Origin of the sequence: Vibrio marinisediminis, assembly GCF_014050145.1 — a bacterium.
GTDB lineage: Bacteria > Pseudomonadota > Gammaproteobacteria > Enterobacterales > Vibrionaceae > Vibrio > Vibrio marinisediminis.
In genome coordinates, this window is record NZ_JACFYF010000004.1 from 316,443 (window position 1) to 333,210 (window position 16,768).

A 16,768-nucleotide genomic window follows, 5' to 3' on the forward strand; every position below is an offset into this window, starting at 1 on the left:
AATTATAAACAGAATGAGTTAACCAAAGCTGGTTCTGTAGATGGTGTTTTACTTTTCTGTAAAGGCATCACAAATTTAGATTTGTGTGCCCTGGTGGTGGAATTGGTAGACACAAGGGATTTAAAATCCCTCGGCGTTCGCGCTGTGCCGGTTCAAGTCCGGCCCGGGGCACCATCTAACCTTATACGTATGTAATAAACATTGCGACACTAGCTCAGTTGGTAGAGCGCAACCTTGCCAAGGTTGAGGTCATCGGTTCGAACCCGATGTGTCGCTCCAAATTAGAAAATGCCTCGACAACTGTCGGGGCATTTTCGTATCTATTGTGTCAAATTTTCCGTTTTAAAAATCCTTACCCCAATCAAACGTCGAAGCCAGCATTTGCATTTAAAACGTCAATTTGCCTCGCTTGCACTCTGTTTATTATCTGAAATCTTTGAAATGTTACCCTCAGAGTTTGAGCTACTACACAGGCTACACTAAGAAGCGCACACAATTCGCTAAAGCATTATCAATTAACAAGTAATTCCCTTAGCATGAATGTATCAAAATGCATATGAAAGTAAATTAGTATGTATTGCCGAGCTTAATACTCTATTTGAGAGAAGGCTGATGGGTAAAAGTCACGCAGTTATTTGGGCTGGTATATTCTTTAGTATCTCGCTGCTGCCAAAAGTACTCGCCGAATCGATTTCGAGTTATCCGCCTGGATGGGAATATTGGCCAGAGGTCAAAGAAACCATGATATATCCGGCGGCGAGTGAGCTACCGTCAAACATATCGTTATTTAGTCAAGAGTCACTTCGAGCATATAACTGGGTTAATCAATCACAGGGCACAGTCGTAACCATCAGAGTACACCCAGATAAAATGAATCAGTACCTTACGCACGGACCTTATAGTGATGGTCCGACGATTGTCGCTGTGTCTGAAGATGCGCAAATGATCTGGGTTACTGAGCATCTCGGCGGTGAAGCTATATTTGGTAGCTACAATACTAAGGGGCAAGATATTAGTCATACACATCAAACCCTTAAGCCTGAATATTGCGACCGCTGCCATGTATCGTATCAAGAGTTTTGCCCACATGGCGTATGCTCAGATTTTGATGAGCACTTCACTAATATTAGGTAGGATTTACTGCAATGATCGCATTGGTAAAACGGTTAACGGTTAGCCAAACACTGTTTTTGTCTCATCTATTGCTAGCGCTTCTGATCATTTCGGGAATGAGTGTCGCAAGGTATGAGAGTGAGTGGCACCGCCAAATCCGTTTTTCTGCCGCGCTGGCTAAGCAGTCATTGCAGTCGCAAGTTCATATGTTTTCAACTGCGGTTTCTGGTTTGAACTATGCTTCCATGACCCTGACTTCAACCGTTGAAACGCTATCTGCCATTGATGATGCGCTGTTTATTGAAGTGAGTGGTCGATCAGATCACACTAATAGATCCGTGGTAGTTCGTTATATTCCTAAAACGAAAATGGTATGGCGAGCAGATGTTGAAAATGGTGAGATGGATACGTCAATGGCTCGTATTGGCAAGCTTGAAGCCTTGCTAAAACAGGTGGAGTCGTATAATACCCTTGAGTCTCGTAAGCTCAATTACCTATTAGAGAAAGCCCGTTCTGAGCATCGCTTACTCGAAAACAGTGATGTCATGGCAGAATCATACACTTTAGATTGGGATAAGCCGCTGGATGTCGACGAACCCTTTTTCCTTGATGACAATAACTACGTCTTACACGTAGTGTTACCACTGAGAAACAAAAATGGTGGTTTAATATGGGCAGTATTTGATGCACAAGAGCTCGCTCAGTTTAAAACAGCGTTAACTCGTTCAATTGCACTCCAAGCGTTGATTGCGTTGTTTTTGGCGCTTGCCGTCGTTTATTGGGTGGCACATTGGATTGTTAATCCATTAAATAATTTGGCTTCGAGTATGGGGGGCTCCGCTAGCTACCGGAGTTTAGATGCATTTCCTGAGTTAGAACGTGATGATGAAATCGGACAACTGGCTCGAGCATATCGTGGTTTGCTATTAAAAATCGACCAGCAACTGGATTCGTTGAGAGCGAAATCCGATGCTGACTCGCTAACAGGGCTTGGCTCTCGGTATAAATACAGTCGCACGGTACTGCCTTATATAGAGCGCAGCATTCACAGTGGTCAGGTTGTTGGCTTGATGATTTGTGATATCGACAACTTTAAAGCGTACAACGATATTTATGGTCACATGCAGGGAGACAGAGCCTTAGTTAGCGTAGCCAATAGCCTACAAGCACAGTTAACCAACGTAGATATGGCGTTCCGTTATGGTGGTGAAGAGTTCGTTATTTTGTGTTACCGGCATGACAGAAAGGAACTTGAAAGAGTAAGCGAGCTATTAAGGCGCTCGGTGGAAAATACCAATTTGATTCACAGCGGTAATCCAAATTATGAAAAAATCACCGTTTCTATTGGTGGGGCATTGGCACATGTTGATAGCCTAACTGGTGAACCAATTGATTATGAACAGTTGGTTGAATCATTATTTACTACCGCCGACAGAGTGCTGTATGAATGCAAAAGGTCAGGAAGAAATCGTTCAGCTTGGGCAAGTGTATTTAGCACTCAGATCGTCGAAGTTCATTCAGCGACAAGCACTAAGTGATAGATATTCCCTCGGTCAGTCGCAAAAATAATTTTATCATTGGGGGTGAGTACCAATGAGCGTATTCTTTCACCTAAGTGTTGTAAAATTCGCTGCTCATCGACGATTTTATTGTCTGACAGACTGACAATATTGAGATGTGCCAGTTTAAGTGAACCAATAATGAATTTATCGCGTAAGGGCAAGTAACGCTCTCCTCGATACAGAATCATACTACTTGGCGCGATGGACGGTACGTACGTCTTCAGAGGGGAGGTGATCCCAGCCATCTCTTTTGCTTCGCCTACCGCAATCGGCCCCCAATACTCTTTACCATGGGAAGTGACAGGCCAACCATAGTTCTCTCCTTTTGCAATCAGGTTGATTTCATCACCGCCTCTAGGACCATGTTCGATTGACCAGAGTTGGTTGCTATACTCATCATGAAATAATCCTTGTGGATTACGATGACCATAGCTCCATATTGCGCTAGCGATTTTGCCTTGATCGTAAAAAGGATTGGATTGAGGAATGCTGCCGTCAGGGTTTAGCCTCAGAATACTGCCTGCATGAGTTTGTAAATTCTGCCCATTTGCTCGCTCACCACGATCACCAATTGAAAAGAAAATATACTGATCATCAAAAGTAATTCGGCTACCAAAATGTCGTCCAGTCCTCGAACCGGAATGGCTAGTGAACAGATCCGTCAGCTTGGTGAGTTTGTCTTCGGCTAATACCGCTTTGGCGAGTATGGTTTCGATACCAGTGCGAGTGTCGCGACTGTAAGTGAAGTAGAATGTGCTTGGTTCAAATGGAGATCGAGCCACATCGAGCAGTCCGCCTTGTCCTTTAGCGATAACGTTCGGGTAGGTTAAGATCCTTTGATAATTCCTTGATTCGTGATTCAGTATCCCAACATCGCCATTGCGTTCTGTAACCAGTAGGCGTTGCTCATCAATGACCGCCATTCCCCAAGGCACATTAAGACCTGAGACAATGAGCTCCGCTTGCCACTCTTTTGCATGGCTACTAAAGCTGACAAACAGGAGTAGAAGTATCTTGGTTATTTTCATCTTCATGCCATCTATAGCAATGCCTGATGTTGTTATCTTAGCAAATAGGTCGACGTTAAGCATTTGGAGGTTACTTCTTGCTGTGAGGGTAAAGTGCGATCAATACGATTAAATTTGTTTATGGTTAACTTGAAACTGATTCATTTCTGACATATTCTGACGAAGCGTCAAAAATGACGATGCGTCATAAATTGAATTCGGTGGGAAAAATCGAATCGTGTTACAATGGTAAGGTCAAGGAGCATAGATAGACGGGCAAAGAGAATCATGTTTGGTTTTAGCTGTAAAAATAAAGAGCAAAAAAGTAATGGTGGTTGTTCGCTTGGACGAAGCAAAAAACAACAAGCCATTGCAGATAGAGAGATAGAACTTATTTTACTCGCCAAGTCTCTGGTTCAAGAGCAAGGTTTTAGTAATTTAACAATGGATAAGTTAACGGCGTTAAGCCCTTATTCAAAAGGGACTATCTACAACCATTTTTGCAGTAAAGAAGATGTGATTATTGCGCTGTGTATTCATTCGCTCAAATCAGAGGCGTTGTTGTTTGCAAGAACGAACCAGTTTAGTGGTAGTACTCGTGAACAAGTGGTAGCTATGCACGTGAGTTACCGGATCTATGCACGCATGGAACCAGTATTATCAACATGCGCCATCATGGCGAAGAGCCCATGGGTACTTGAGAAAGCCTCACCTGACAGAGTGAAAGTAATGAATGAGTTGGAGGAACAAGTCGTCACTTACGCTGATGGTTTGGTACTTGAAGCCGTCTCTGCTGGTGATTTGCGTTTTTCACCTGGCATAGGCTCAGACTCAATTGTATTTGCTAACTGGGCAATAGCATTTGGATCAAACGCATTAGCTCAAAATGCTTCACAAAGCCATTGTATTAAGCGATTGCAAGACCCTTTCACCGTACTGAATAATGCAAACATGTTGCTTGATGGTCTTAACTGGAAACCTTTGTCGACAGAGTGGGACTATCGGAAAACATGGCAGCGTGTTGAGCAAGAACTATTCAGTGAAGAAATAGCCTATCTTGATTCTGTAGGTCGTTAGAAAGTGAAAGCCCGGATGGGCTTTTATTATGACCATTTATGACGAAGCGTCACTTTTGATGTGACTAATCTGTTCACAGTTAGTCCATATAGCAAGTTCATTAATTAACCAGAGGATTCTGGTTTTTCTATGAACTATTTTGACGAATCGTCACAAATGGAGAGTGTGATGAACACCGATAATTTCAATTCTAACGCTTGGTTCACCTGGCCGACACGGTTTACGTGGTGGGTGCTGAGCATAGCGACCTTACTTATTGTTGTTGCAACAATTGGTGGGAAGAACCTGTATTTTGAGGGCGATTATGAAGTCTTCTTTGATGGTGAAAATAAGCAACTGCAAGCGTTTGATGAAATTCAAGCGACCTTCTCTAAATCCGATAATGTTTCGATCGTTGTGGCGCCGCGTGACAACAATATCTTTTCTGAATCGACTTTAACGCTAATCCAGCAACTCACGACAGAGGCATGGCAGATCCCATACTCGAGCCGTGTTGATTCATTGGCTAATTTTCAACATACCGAAGCAATAGAAGACGATCTCTTAGTCGAGGATTTACTCTATGAAGCTTACCCATTGACGATAGAGCGAATTGAACGTGTTAAGAAAGTTGCGTTCAGTGAGCCTGCACTTGTTGATTCAATGATTTCAAGAGCCGGTGACGTGTCAGTGGTTAACGTGACGATTCAAATGCCGGAGATTGACAAAACGGCGGAGTCAGTGGAAGTGAATGCGTATGTGGATCAGCTGATTGATAGATATTCAGATCAATACCCTCAAGTCGAGTTCTACAAAGCTGGCGTAATAGCATTGAACGATGCGTTTATGGTCGCTGCACAAGATGACAGTGCCACTTTAGTGCCCGCCATGTTTTTGGTGATCTTGGTTTTTCTTACCGTCATGCTGCGTTCGATCTTCAGTGTTATTGCCACACTTATTATCATTTTCGGCTCAGTTGCTGCAACCATGGGGCTCACTGGGTGGGTTGGGATGTATGTCACCACCGCAACTGTGAATATTCCCACCTTGGTGATGACATTGGCAGTCGCAGACTGTGTCCATGTAATTGCAACTATGCGTCATAGAATGAAATTGGGTGATGACAAAGTTAATGCCATTAACCACAGTATCGCGATTAACGCGATGCCAATTCTTATCACTTCAGTGACCACAGCGATTGGCTTTTTGATGATGAACATGTCGGATTCTCCGGTTCTGCGAGACTTTGGTAATGTCGCGGCACTGGGGGTAATGCTGGCTTGTCTGCTCTCTGTTTCACTATTACCTGCCATGTTAAAGCTGTTACCAATCAAAGCGCCAGTTCAAGTCGACCCAGATCAAGCAAAGCCAGTTTTGGTTGATAAGCTGGCAGATATAGTGATTACTTATCGCAAAATACTCTTACCCACATCTATCGTCATCATTGCTTTGACGGCTTCGTTGATCCCTTTGAATAAAGTCAACGATGACTCAGTAAAGTACTTCGATCAAGGTAGTGAGTTTCGTCAAGCGGCAGATTTCATGGAACAACGAATCAGCGGTATGACGAATATCAGTATCGCGATTAAAACCGGAGAGTCGCAAGGTGTCGCGGCACCGGAGTTAATCGCCACGCTGGCTGAATTCACGCATTGGTTACGAGCACAACCAGAGACTGATCATGTCGCCTCACTATCAGACACTTATAAGCGCTTGAACAAAAATATGCACGGTGATGACGCGAGCTATTATCGCTTGCCGGATCAACGTGAATTGGCAGCGCAGTATTTGTTACTTTATGAAATGTCGTTGCCGTTTGGTTTGGATCTCAATAACCAAATCAATATCGATAAATCTGCGGTGAAAGTGGTTGTCACCACAAAGAATTTAGGCAGCGTCGAATTGGTCGACTTAGAGCAGAGGATCTACCAATGGTTCGCCAACCATGCACCACACTATGAGGTGGTCGCTTCAAGCCCTAATTTGATGTTCGCTCATATTGGTGAAACGAATATGGCAAGTATGCTCACCACACTACCTATTACCTTAGTGCTGATTTCTGCGCTAATGATTTTCTCATTAAAATCCTTACGTTTAGGGCTTATTAGCTTAATGCCTAATATCGCTCCAGCAGTGATCGGTTTTGGTCTTTGGGCGCTTATTTCTGGTGAGATAAATCTCGGGCTTTCGGTGGTTGTGACTTTAACTCTCGGCATTGTTGTGGATGATGCCGTGCACTTTCTTTCCAAATACCAACGCGCGCGAAAAATGGGACAGAACGCAGAGCAAGCCGTTCGCTACGCTTTCCATACAGTAGGGCGAGCGCTTTGGATCACCACGGTGGTGCTTGTGGCGGGTTTCTTGGTATTGGCTATGTCGAGCTTTAGGCTCAATGCCGACATGGGGCTATTGAGTGCGGTGGTTATCTTCATTGCCCTGGTGGTGGACTTTGTATTTTTACCGGCTTTGTTGATGAGGTTTGATAAAGCCGACTACACAGTGAACGAGCCTGAGCTTCAGAACTCTCATTCAACTCTTGCGTCAGCAAAGAACTAACAAATTTGATTATAAGGAATTTATCAATGAAGACAGTAATAACACAGGGGTTAAGATTTCTCGCTTTAGCACTACTGGCGAACATTAGTGTAGCGAGTGTTGCCTATGCTGATGCACAAAGAGGTGTTGAGATAGCAAAGGAACGTAAAATACGTGATGAAGGGTGGGGGGATTCGTTGGCCACCATGGAGATGATTTTGATGGACTCACAAGGTGCAAGCAGCACGCGTTTGATGCGGTTAAAAAACCTTGAGGTGGATGGGGATGGGGACAAAGGGTTAACCATATTTGACCAACCTAGAGACGTCAAAGGCACGGCTTTTTTAAACCACTCGCACGTGAAAGAAGCGGATGACCAATGGCTATACCTTCCAGCTCTCAAGCGCGTAAAGCGCATCTCTTCTCGCAATAAATCGGGACCTTTTATGGGCAGCGAATTTTCATACGAAGATCTTAGTTCGTTTGAATTAGAGAAATACAGTTTCAACTATGTGAAAGACGAGCTACTGGGTGAAACCGCTACTTTCGTTCTAGAACAAATTCCCACAGATAAGCACTCAGGCTATACCAAGCAAATTACTTGGTTGGATCAAGATCATTATCGTCCAATAAAAGTGGAGTTTTATGACCGACGAGGTGCGCTATTGAAAACCCTAACTTTCAGTGGCTATCAACAGTATCTCAACAAATTCTGGCGCGCACATAAGATGGTTATGGTGAATCATCTATCAGGTAAAAGTACCGAATTAAACACCAGTGCATTGGCGTTTCAAACTGGGCTAACCGACAAAGACTTTCAAAAGAATGTACTAAAACGCATAAGGTAGCCTGGCATGAGTAAAGGTAGTACCTCTATGAGGCTTAAGCTGGTGAGCGCATTGATAGCAAGCGTTGTGTCACCGGTAATCAATGCAACAGAACTGGCTGGCCAAATTAATATTGAGCATCGACAGTTCTTTGATAATGGATTGCAGGGGCAAGATAAACAGCAAAGTTCGCTTGTTGTTCAGCCAGAATTATATTGGGAGCTGAATGACGGTCAGGCGAGCTTCACCTTAACGCCATTTTATCGTTATGACAGTTTAGATAATGAGCGCAGTCATGGTGACATCCGAGAGGCGTTGTATCTCACTTATTGGGACGACTACGAGCTTAGAGCTGGCATTAGTAAAGTATTCTGGGGTGTCACAGAATCTGCTCATTTGGTCGATGTGGTTAATCAAACAGATGGCGTAGAATCGGTGGATGGCGAAGATAAGCTTGGACAACCCATGCTGCATTTCTCGGCAATAAAGCAATGGGGTACGGTTGACGCGTTACTCCTTCCATACTTTCGTGAACGTACTTTTGCCGGAGATGATGGGCGCCTACGTCCTATTTACCCAGTATCATCTGAGGCTATTTATCAATCATCACGTGAGCAAAAGCACATTGATTACGCCTTGCGGTACAGTGTGATGCTCGATGATTGGGATGTAGGCGTTAGTTATTTCCAAGGAACAAATCGAGACCCCTATTTTCAAGTTGTTGGGCAAGGAGAAGGGCAACAACTGGCTCCTTACTATGCTCAATCAAAACAATTGGGTGTTGATCTACAGGGTATTGTTGGTGACTGGCTATGGAAATTTGAAGGGATCTATCGCGACAGTTTGGACCATCATACAGGTTTGATTGGTGGATTTGAGTACACTTGGGTCGGTGTGTTCGATTCTATTTTGGATATCGGCATGATCTCGGAATATCTCTATGACAGCCGAGGGAATAATGCGCAAAGCATTGGGCAAAATGATCTGTTTTTGGGTAGCCGTTTTGTATTGAATGATGAAGCAGGGACTGAAGTATTGTTTGGTATCACCCAAGATTTAGACAATAGTGACGTTTTCAATGCGAAACTCGAAGCGTCTAGTCGATTATCGAATCATATTAAGTGGCGATTGGATGCGTGGCTGTTCGAAAATAATACCCCAAGTGATCTGCTTTATTTTGCTCGGAAAGATGATTTTGTTGAATTATCTCTGGAGTATTACTTTTGAATTATTGCGCATATCGTACAAATTAATTTAAAAGTAGAAAAAATGAACCAAGGGAGCAGATCAAGCTCCCCTTTTTAGTTTTTAAGTATGGGTTATTACAATAAGTTAGATAGAATGTTACGACTTGATGAACATGATTGCTGAAAACACATTTGTATATTTAGAGGTTCGTTTATGAATTCATTCCAATGGGACAGCTGCTATGAAACTGGCATTGATGAGGTGGACGAGCAACATCAGTTCCTTGTTGATATCATTAATCGTTATGGCTCATTGGTGGCAGAAAATAATATTTCAATCCAAGATATCCGCGCAATCCTATTTGAGTTATCCCAATATTCTGAATTCCATTTTTGTGAAGAAGAAGCCTTGATGCGTAAAAAGGGTATTTACCCGCAGCATTTAGAACGACACATTAAAGTTCACCGCGCATTTATGACTGAAATAATCAGCATGCAGGCATTTGTCTCTGAAGATAATAAACAGGCTTCTGAACTGCTTCTGAACTTTTTAATCCACTGGTTGGCGTATCATATCTTAGGTATCGATAAGAACATGTCGCGCCAGTTAAAAAAAATAGAAAACGGAATCGACCCTAAAATTGCTTTTGAAGAAGAAGAGAAGGCGCAAGATAGTAGTACCGAGCCATTGCTTGCTGCGCTGAACGGTTTGTTTGAGCAAGTTTCCGAGCGCAACAAGGCGTTACTGGAACTTAACCAACGTTTAGAAGATATGGTGGAAGAGCGCACTAAACAGTTAGTGACCGCCAATAAACAATTAGAAGAGTTGTCGCTAACCGACTCATTGACCCAACTACCTAATCGCCGCTTTGCCATGCGTCATTTGCATCAACTTTGGCAGATTTCAGTGGATAAAAATGAACCGCTGGTGGCGATCATGATTGATGTTGATCACTTTAAAGACGTTAACGATAGCGCAGGACATGACGCCGGCGATCTGGTTCTACAAGAAATCGCGATTTTACTTAAGCATCATTTTCGCAATGATGATTTGGTTTGTCGTCTCGGTGGAGATGAGTTTTTTGTAATCTGCCCAAATACTGATCAAGAAGGTGGCTTGTATGTTGCCCGCCAGGCGCAATGCTCTATTTCTGAACTGCAACTCGATCTAGGTAAGGCATTTTGGCGTGGCAGTATTAGCGTTGGTGTCGCGCAGCGGAATGAACATATGGAAACCTACCACGATTTGATCAAAGATGCGGACAATGCTGTCTATATGTCCAAATCAGAAGGGCGGAATCGGGTTTCTGCTTGGTTGAGCGTTGAGTAAGCTCAACGACTTGTCAGCTTACAATCGAACATGGTGGTATTGGCTGGCGGAGAAATGATCAACGCCAACCTGATAATCATTAAAGCGGTTTAATCATCCAAACATCACAGCCATTATGCTCGGTGCCCGCCATTGGCTCTTCCAAATGAGAGAATCCCAACTTTTCGTACAGGGTTACGGCTGAAGTCATGATGCTCAGTGTATCAAGATAACATTGCTGAAAGCCTTGCTGAGTCGCAAACTGCAAACATTGCTCACTCAATTGTCGACCTAGTCCTAACCCGCGCCCTTGAGGCAGTAAAAATAGCTTTTTCAGCTCACAGGTATCGATTGAGCCATTAAAAGGTGCAATACCGCAACCACCGACTATTTTGCCATCGACAGTCGCGACTAAATACAAACTTTGCTTTTCCAAGGTGTAGTACTCGCTCATGGCGAGTACTTCTGGATCGGAAGGACCAAACCCTTCGCCAATAGCGCCAAATTCTTCACCTACTGCTTTGATTATTTTACAGATTTCTTCATTGTTTTGCTGCGTGATTGGTGAAATGACTAGCGACATGTTTACTTCCTTGCGGTTGGTTTTGTTTTATAGATGTGGGTATAAAACTCCCAACAATCAATATTAGAGCTGAATTTTTACGCAAAGGCAGTTAGATTCGTGATTTCAGTTTGGATTTAGACTGAGCATTCGTTACTATGTACAGCTATTTAAAGACCCAAGATCCCTGTCGGGACGCTTATGGACACTACCACTTATGCTTAAAAATCGGAGTTAATCTCGGGTTAGGGCATAGGTAGATGAGGAAACGATGCAACATCTAGAAGAGATCATTGCTAATGCGAGCACAGCAATTGAAGCTGCGCAATCGCTAGTCGCACTTGATGAAGTGCGTGTTCAGTATCTAGGTAAAAAAGGTGAGCTTACTGCTCAACTTCAAAGCCTAGGTAAACTGCCACCAGAAGAGCGCCGTGAAGCTGGTCAAGAGATCAACAAAGCAAAAGGCGTAGTACAGCAAGCTATCGCAGCTCGTAAAGATGCACTACAAAGTGCTGAGCTAGAAGCGAAACTTGCTGCCGAAACAATCGACGTGACTCTACCAGGTCGTCGTATTGAAAATGGTGGTCTACACCCAGTTACTCGTACTGTTGAACGTATCGAGAAATTCTTTGGCGAGCTTGGTTTTAGCACTGAGTCTGGTCCAGAGATCGAAGATGCATTCCACAACTTCGACGCACTGAATATTGCTGCGGATCACCCAGCACGTACTGATCACGATACCTTCTTCTTTAACCCAGACTTGATGCTTCGTACTCACACATCTGGCGTACAAATCCGTACGATGGAGAATGGCAAGCCGCCATTCCGTTTCATCGCGCCGGGTCGTGTATACCGTAATGACTACGACCAAACGCACACGCCAATGTTCCACCAAGTGGAAGGTCTGCTTGTTGATGAGAACGTGAACTTCGCACAGTTGAAAGGCGTTTTACACGACTTCCTATGTAACTTCTTCGAAGAAGAAGTGGAAGTGCGTTTCCGTCCTTCTTACTTCCCATTCACAGAGCCTTCAGCAGAAGTTGACGTGAAAGGTAAGAACGGTAAGTGGTTAGAAATTCTAGGTTGCGGTATGGTTCACCCGAACGTACTACGCAGCGTAGGTATTGACCCTGAGAAATACTCTGGCTTTGCATTCGGTATGGGTATCGAGCGTCTAGCTATGCTTCGTTACGGCGTAAACGATCTACGTTCGTTCTTCGAAAACGATCTTCGTTTCCTAAAACAGTTCAAGTAATCCAGGGGATTTATCACAATGAAATTCAGCGAATCATGGCTTCGTGAGTGGGTGAATCCTGCGATTACCACTGACGAACTAACACATCAAATTACCATGGCTGGTCTAGAGGTTGACGACGTTCTTCCTGTAGCTGGCTCTTTCAATGGCGTGAAAGTTGGTCACGTTGTTGAGTGTGGTCAACACCCAGATGCAGACAAACTACGTGTGACGAAAGTAGACGTAGGTGAAGAAGAACTTTTAGATATCGTCTGTGGTGCAGCTAACTGTCGCCAAGGTCTAAAAGTTGCAGTAGCAACAGTTGGCGCTGTTCTACCGGGTGACTTCAAAATCAAAAAAGCGAAACTACGTGGTCAACCGTCTCACGGCATGCTTTGTTCATTCACTGAGCTGGGTATCGACGTTGAGTCTGATGGCATCATGGAACTAGCAGAAGACGCAGTTATTGGTACAGATTTCCGTGAATTCCTAGCATTAGACGACGTAACTGTTGATGTTGATCTGACAGCAAACCGCGCTGACTGTTTCAGCATTCGTGGTATGGCTCGCGAAGTGGGTGTTTTAAACCGCGCTGACGTGACAGAGCCTTCAGTTGAAGTTGTTGCAGAATCTATCGCAGACACTGTTTCAATCGAAATCAAAGCGACTGAAGCTTGTCCACGTTACCTTGGTCGTGTGATCAAAAACGTAAACGTGCAAGCGGAAACGCCACTATGGATTCAAGAGAAACTGCGCCGTTGTGGTATGCGTTCAATTGATCCAATCGTTGACGTAACAAACTACGTGATGCTAGAGCAAGGTCAACCAATGCACGCATTCGATCTGGCGAAGATCGAAGGTGGCATCGTGGTTCGTCTAGCAGAGCAAGGCGAGAAGCTGGTACTTCTTGATGGCAGCGAAGCTGAATTAAACGCAGACACTCTTGTTGTTGCAGACCACACTAAAGCACTGGCAATTGCGGGTATCTTTGGTGGTGAAGATTCAGGCGTTAATACTGAAACAAAAGATGTACTACTAGAGTGTGCATTCTTTGCTCCTGACCATATCCGTGGTCGCGCACGTAGCTACGGTTTACACACTGATTCTTCAATGCGTTTTGAGCGCGGTGTGGACTATGCTCTACAGTTCAAAGCTGTTGAGCGTGCAACACAGCTTCTAATTGAAATCTGTGGTGGTGAAGTTGCGCCTATCGTGGCGGTTGAGTCTGAAGCAGACCTACCTAAACCAAACCAAGTAGCTCTACGTCGTACTAAACTAGACAACCTATTAGGTCACCACATTGCAGACAGTGATGTTGTTGAGATTCTAGAACGTCTAGGTATGACGGTAGAAGTTAACGCAGAAGGTTGGTTTGCCGTTGCTCCGACATGGCGTTTCGATATCGCTATCGAGCAAGATCTGATTGAAGAAGTAGGTCGTATCTACGGTTACGACAACATTCCAAATCAACACCCAATTGCTGCGCTTAAGATGCACAACCAAGTTGAAGCGGCTCAACCGCTAAAACGTGTTCGTGATCTACTGGTTGATCGTGGTTTCCACGAAGCAATTACCTACAGCTTCGTTGAGCCAGAACAGCAAAAATTGGTTGTACCAGGTGTTGAGCCACTGATCCTGCCATTCCCAATTTCAGCAGACATGTCAGCAATGCGTCTTGGTTTGATCCAAGGCCTACTGAACACTGTTGTTCATAACCAAAAACGTCAGCAGCCTCGCGTTCGTCTATTCGAATACGGTCTACGCTTTATTCCATGTGAATCAGCTGAAAACGGTATGCGTCAAGAGCCTATGCTAGCTGGTGTTATTGCGGGTACTCGCGGTGAAGAGCACTGGGATATGGCGACAGCGACTGTTGATTTCTTCGATCTTAAAGCGGATCTAGAAGCGGTACTTGAGCTAACGGCGAATGAGAAAGCATACTCATTTGCAGCAGCTAAGCACCCAGCATTGCACCCAGGTCAATCAGCGGCAATCATCGTTGATGGTAAGCAAGTTGGTGTGATTGGTACAGTACACCCAGAGCTTGAGCGTAAGTTTGGTCTTAACGGTCGTACCATCGTATTTGAAATCGAATGGGATGCGATCAACACTCGCGTGATTCCAGAAGCGGTTGCACTGTCTAAGTTCCCAGCTAACCGTCGTGATATCGCAGTTGTGGTAGACGAGTCTGTAGCTTCTGGTGACATCGTTGACGCTTGCCTAGAGCAAGGCGGCGAGTTCCTGAAAGATGCGAAACTGTTTGATGTCTACGTAGGTAAAGGCGTAGAGGAAGGCAAGAAGAGCCTAGCTATCGCACTGACACTACAGTCACTAGAACGTACGCTTGAAGATGCTGATATTGCTGGTGCAGTAGAAGCTATCGTTGCTCACGTATCTGAGAAGTTTGGCGCGGCACTTCGCGACTAACACTCTAATTAATTAAAAAAACCTGCCTATCTAGGCAGGTTTTTTTTTCGTCTGAGTATTAGATCTTAAAGCGTTTTGCGAGCTCTTCTAGTTGAGTTGAAAGCGTATTGAGTGTTTCACTGCTGCCTGAAAGGTAGTCAGCGGATTGAGCGGTTTCATCAGTCAGGGTGCTGATTTCATTGATGTTCATATTGATATCGTTTACTACCGTTGATTGCTCTTCAGTTGCTGTTGCTACGAGTGTGTTTTGGTCATTAATCATTTCAATGAACGTGTTAATTTGATGCAGTGAATGGCGAACCACTTCAGATTGCTCAACAACTACTAAGCTCTGGTCATGACCGCGAGACATTGAATCAACCGCGTTCTGAGATTCCTGCTGTAGTCGGTCAATTACGCCTTGGATCTCTTCGGTAGAGTCAGCAGAACGGCTAGCAAGATTGCGCACTTCATCGGCAACCACCGCAAAACCGCGTCCTTGCTCGCCTGCGCGTGCAGCTTCAATTGCCGCATTAAGTGCCAATAGATTGGTTTGTTCAGAAATGCTGCGAATGGTTTCTAGAATGGAGCTGATATCTTCAACTTGAACAGCCAAAGAGCTGACGACATTTTTCGCACCATCAATTTCTTGAGACAAAAACTCAATTGCCCCTTTGGTTTCTTCAACCTTGTTAGTTCCGGTATTGGCTTCTAATGTCGCATCCTTGGCGACGTTAGCCGCATTGGCAGCGTTTGAAGATATCTCTGATACTGTAGCGCCAAGTTCATTAATCGCAGTTGCTACTTGAGTGGTACGGTCACGCTGAGAAGTACAAATAATCTGAGTTTGTTGCGCTTGAGCCGATAATTTCTCAGCCGCCTCTGACATTTGATGGCTACTTGATATTATCTCGGTAATGGATTCATGCACGCGGGTCATTAAGGTATTAAAGCTTCTTGCGATATCACTAAGCTCGTCTTTTGTAGAATCGTCTAAGCGTACATCCAGAGCAAGATTTTGCGCGGCGAAATTCATATTCTCTTTTAGTGAATCTACTTTCTTTCTCATACCGCTCACAACGATATAGGCGATAGAGAAAGAGATGATTAAGCCGATAATAATCGCCGTTAAAAGTGTGTATTCGCCAGTTAAGAAAGATTCTTCGCTTTGAGCATGCTGCGTTTCCGCTTGAACTAACAATCCATTCAAGATTTTGTCTGCTTGCTTGCGCAATGTGCCGTAACTTTTTGCGTACTTAGCTTGGTAAATAGCACTTGCTTGAGCCATATCACCACGTTCAAAAGCCTCTAGCATAGGGGTTAGTTCTTGGGTGACCATGGTTTCCATTGCTAACTTGAGCGCTTCAACATCTTGCTTCATTTGCGGATTAACTTGAGCGGAAACAGCTTGTTCAAGGGATGTGATCAGTTGAGGAATGTCTTCTTCGCGCGTCTCTTTGACGCGAGTCATAACTCCCTTTTTGTCTTTTAGATAATCGGTTTGCTGTAGCAGCATCATATCGATACCTACGCGCATGCGTGGGATTCGCGAAGCAACTTCTGCCATTGAACGCATTGGGTCAGCGGTATTGAGATAAATGGCTTCGGTCTGAGTTTGGATTTTACCCATTGAATTGACGCTGATTAAAGCGACGATGAGCAGCGCTAAGCACGGAGCGAGAACCGCTAAAATGAGTCGTGTTCTAAGGGTGGTATTATCTAAAAACATAGTGGGTTCCTATTTGAAATCAAATATCTCAAGGGAGTATGACGTAACGAGCTGCTTGGTAAAAAACAGTGTTTGTGAAGCAGTCGTTTGAATAGTGACAGTTATATGAAACTTAGATATTGCGGAATGTGAGCTAAAGATTGTTCTAGAATTAACCACATTAAGAATTGAGTTAAATGAGATGGGATACGCAATTATTATCGATGTTGAAGAAAGGGTTTAAAGCGAGTGGTTTAGGAAA

Annotated in this window: 12 protein-coding genes and 2 tRNA genes; 11 read left to right on the forward strand and 3 right to left on the reverse strand. The window is 44.1% G+C overall.

What is annotated here, in order from left to right:
• The first annotated feature begins 87 nt into the window (after positions 1-87).
• The 4 genes from H2O73_RS09815 to H2O73_RS09830 all read left to right on the forward strand — a co-directional run bounded on the left by H2O73_RS09815 (position 88) and on the right by H2O73_RS09830 (position 2,651).
• Positions 88-174: transfer RNA gene (locus H2O73_RS09815), tRNA-Leu, on the forward strand.
• Positions 175-203: 29 nt separating this feature from the next.
• Positions 204-279: transfer RNA gene (locus H2O73_RS09820), tRNA-Gly, on the forward strand.
• Between the two features lie 333 nt (positions 280-612).
• A complete protein-coding gene (locus H2O73_RS09825; protein ID WP_246335883.1) occupies positions 613-1,134 on the forward strand; it encodes a hypothetical protein in 522 nt (173 codons plus the stop codon).
• Positions 1,135-1,145: 11 nt separating this feature from the next.
• Positions 1,146-2,651 (forward strand): GGDEF domain-containing protein, encoded by a 1,506-nt coding sequence (locus H2O73_RS09830; protein ID WP_182108665.1) that lies wholly within the window; start codon positions 1,146-1,148, stop codon positions 2,649-2,651.
• Here the strand turns inward: H2O73_RS09830 and H2O73_RS09835 are convergent.
• On the reverse strand, positions 2,627-3,709 hold the full coding sequence (locus tag H2O73_RS09835; RefSeq protein WP_182108703.1) for a PQQ-dependent sugar dehydrogenase: 1,083 nt from the start codon (positions 3,707-3,709) through the stop codon (positions 2,627-2,629). The two genes, H2O73_RS09830 and H2O73_RS09835, sit on opposite strands and share 25 nt — an antisense overlap.
• Before the next feature lie 261 nt (positions 3,710-3,970).
• Between H2O73_RS09835 and H2O73_RS09840 the strand changes: the two genes are divergently transcribed.
• The 5 genes from H2O73_RS09840 to H2O73_RS09860 all read left to right on the forward strand — a co-directional run bounded on the left by H2O73_RS09840 (position 3,971) and on the right by H2O73_RS09860 (position 10,617).
• Entirely contained in the window at positions 3,971-4,759 is a 789-nt protein-coding gene (locus tag H2O73_RS09840) for a TetR/AcrR family transcriptional regulator (protein ID WP_182108666.1), read from the forward strand.
• 168 nt (positions 4,760-4,927) lie between these two features.
• Complete coding sequence (locus H2O73_RS09845; protein WP_182108667.1) at positions 4,928-7,294, forward strand: efflux RND transporter permease subunit; 2,367 nt, start codon at positions 4,928-4,930, stop codon at positions 7,292-7,294.
• Between the two features lie 26 nt (positions 7,295-7,320).
• Positions 7,321-8,121, forward strand: a complete 801-nt coding sequence (locus H2O73_RS09850) for an outer membrane lipoprotein-sorting protein (RefSeq protein ID WP_182108668.1) — start codon at positions 7,321-7,323, stop codon at positions 8,119-8,121.
• Between the two features lie 27 nt (positions 8,122-8,148).
• On the forward strand, positions 8,149-9,327 hold the full coding sequence (locus tag H2O73_RS09855) for a hypothetical protein (RefSeq protein ID WP_182108704.1): 1,179 nt from the start codon (positions 8,149-8,151) through the stop codon (positions 9,325-9,327).
• Positions 9,328-9,501: 174 nt separating this feature from the next.
• The gene (locus H2O73_RS09860) at positions 9,502-10,617 is read left to right on the forward strand and encodes a GGDEF domain-containing protein (RefSeq protein WP_182108669.1); all 1,116 of its coding nucleotides are present in this window, start codon (positions 9,502-9,504) and stop codon (positions 10,615-10,617) included.
• Positions 10,618-10,696: 79 nt separating this feature from the next.
• Here H2O73_RS09860 and H2O73_RS09865 read toward each other — a convergent pair whose 3' ends face one another.
• Positions 10,697-11,179 carry a GNAT family N-acetyltransferase gene (locus tag H2O73_RS09865; protein WP_182108670.1) on the reverse strand — a complete coding sequence of 161 codons (483 nt, stop codon included), beginning with the start codon at positions 11,177-11,179 and terminating at the stop codon, positions 10,697-10,699.
• A 250-nt stretch (positions 11,180-11,429) separates the two neighbouring features.
• Here H2O73_RS09865 and pheS point away from each other — a divergent pair, with 250 nt between their 5' ends.
• Together pheS and pheT are read left to right on the forward strand one after the other, a co-directional pair.
• Positions 11,430-12,413: a phenylalanine--tRNA ligase subunit alpha gene (pheS, locus tag H2O73_RS09870; protein ID WP_182108671.1), complete on the forward strand. Its 984-nt coding sequence runs from the start codon at positions 11,430-11,432 to the stop codon at positions 12,411-12,413.
• 18 nt (positions 12,414-12,431) lie between these two features.
• Positions 12,432-14,819 (forward strand): phenylalanine--tRNA ligase subunit beta, encoded by a 2,388-nt coding sequence (pheT, locus tag H2O73_RS09875; RefSeq protein WP_182108672.1) that lies wholly within the window; start codon positions 12,432-12,434, stop codon positions 14,817-14,819.
• A gap of 58 nt (positions 14,820-14,877) precedes the next feature.
• Here pheT and H2O73_RS09880 read toward each other — a convergent pair whose 3' ends face one another.
• Positions 14,878-16,527, reverse strand: a complete 1,650-nt coding sequence (locus H2O73_RS09880; protein ID WP_182108673.1) for a methyl-accepting chemotaxis protein — start codon at positions 16,525-16,527, stop codon at positions 14,878-14,880.
• Positions 16,528-16,768: the final 241 nt, after the last annotated feature.

Bases quoted from the DNA above. Each gene is read 5' to 3' on its own strand.
- H2O73_RS09825 (WP_246335883.1), top strand. From the start codon at position 613: ATGGGTAAAAGTCACGCAGTTATTTGGGCTGGTATATTCTTTAGTATC.
- H2O73_RS09830 (WP_182108665.1), top strand. From the start codon at position 1,146: ATGATCGCATTGGTAAAACGGTTAACGGTTAGCCAAACACTGTTTTTG.
- H2O73_RS09835 (WP_182108703.1), bottom strand. From the start codon at position 3,709: ATGAAGATGAAAATAACCAAGATACTTCTACTCCTGTTTGTCAGCTTT.
- H2O73_RS09840 (WP_182108666.1), top strand. From the start codon at position 3,971: ATGTTTGGTTTTAGCTGTAAAAATAAAGAGCAAAAAAGTAATGGTGGT.
- H2O73_RS09845 (WP_182108667.1), top strand. From the start codon at position 4,928: ATGAACACCGATAATTTCAATTCTAACGCTTGGTTCACCTGGCCGACA.
- H2O73_RS09850 (WP_182108668.1), top strand. From the start codon at position 7,321: ATGAAGACAGTAATAACACAGGGGTTAAGATTTCTCGCTTTAGCACTA.
- H2O73_RS09855 (WP_182108704.1), top strand. From the start codon at position 8,149: ATGAGGCTTAAGCTGGTGAGCGCATTGATAGCAAGCGTTGTGTCACCG.
- H2O73_RS09860 (WP_182108669.1), top strand. From the start codon at position 9,502: ATGAATTCATTCCAATGGGACAGCTGCTATGAAACTGGCATTGATGAG.
- H2O73_RS09865 (WP_182108670.1), bottom strand. From the start codon at position 11,179: ATGTCGCTAGTCATTTCACCAATCACGCAGCAAAACAATGAAGAAATC.
- pheS (WP_182108671.1), top strand. From the start codon at position 11,430: ATGCAACATCTAGAAGAGATCATTGCTAATGCGAGCACAGCAATTGAA.
- pheT (WP_182108672.1), top strand. From the start codon at position 12,432: ATGAAATTCAGCGAATCATGGCTTCGTGAGTGGGTGAATCCTGCGATT.
- H2O73_RS09880 (WP_182108673.1), bottom strand. From the start codon at position 16,527: ATGTTTTTAGATAATACCACCCTTAGAACACGACTCATTTTAGCGGTT.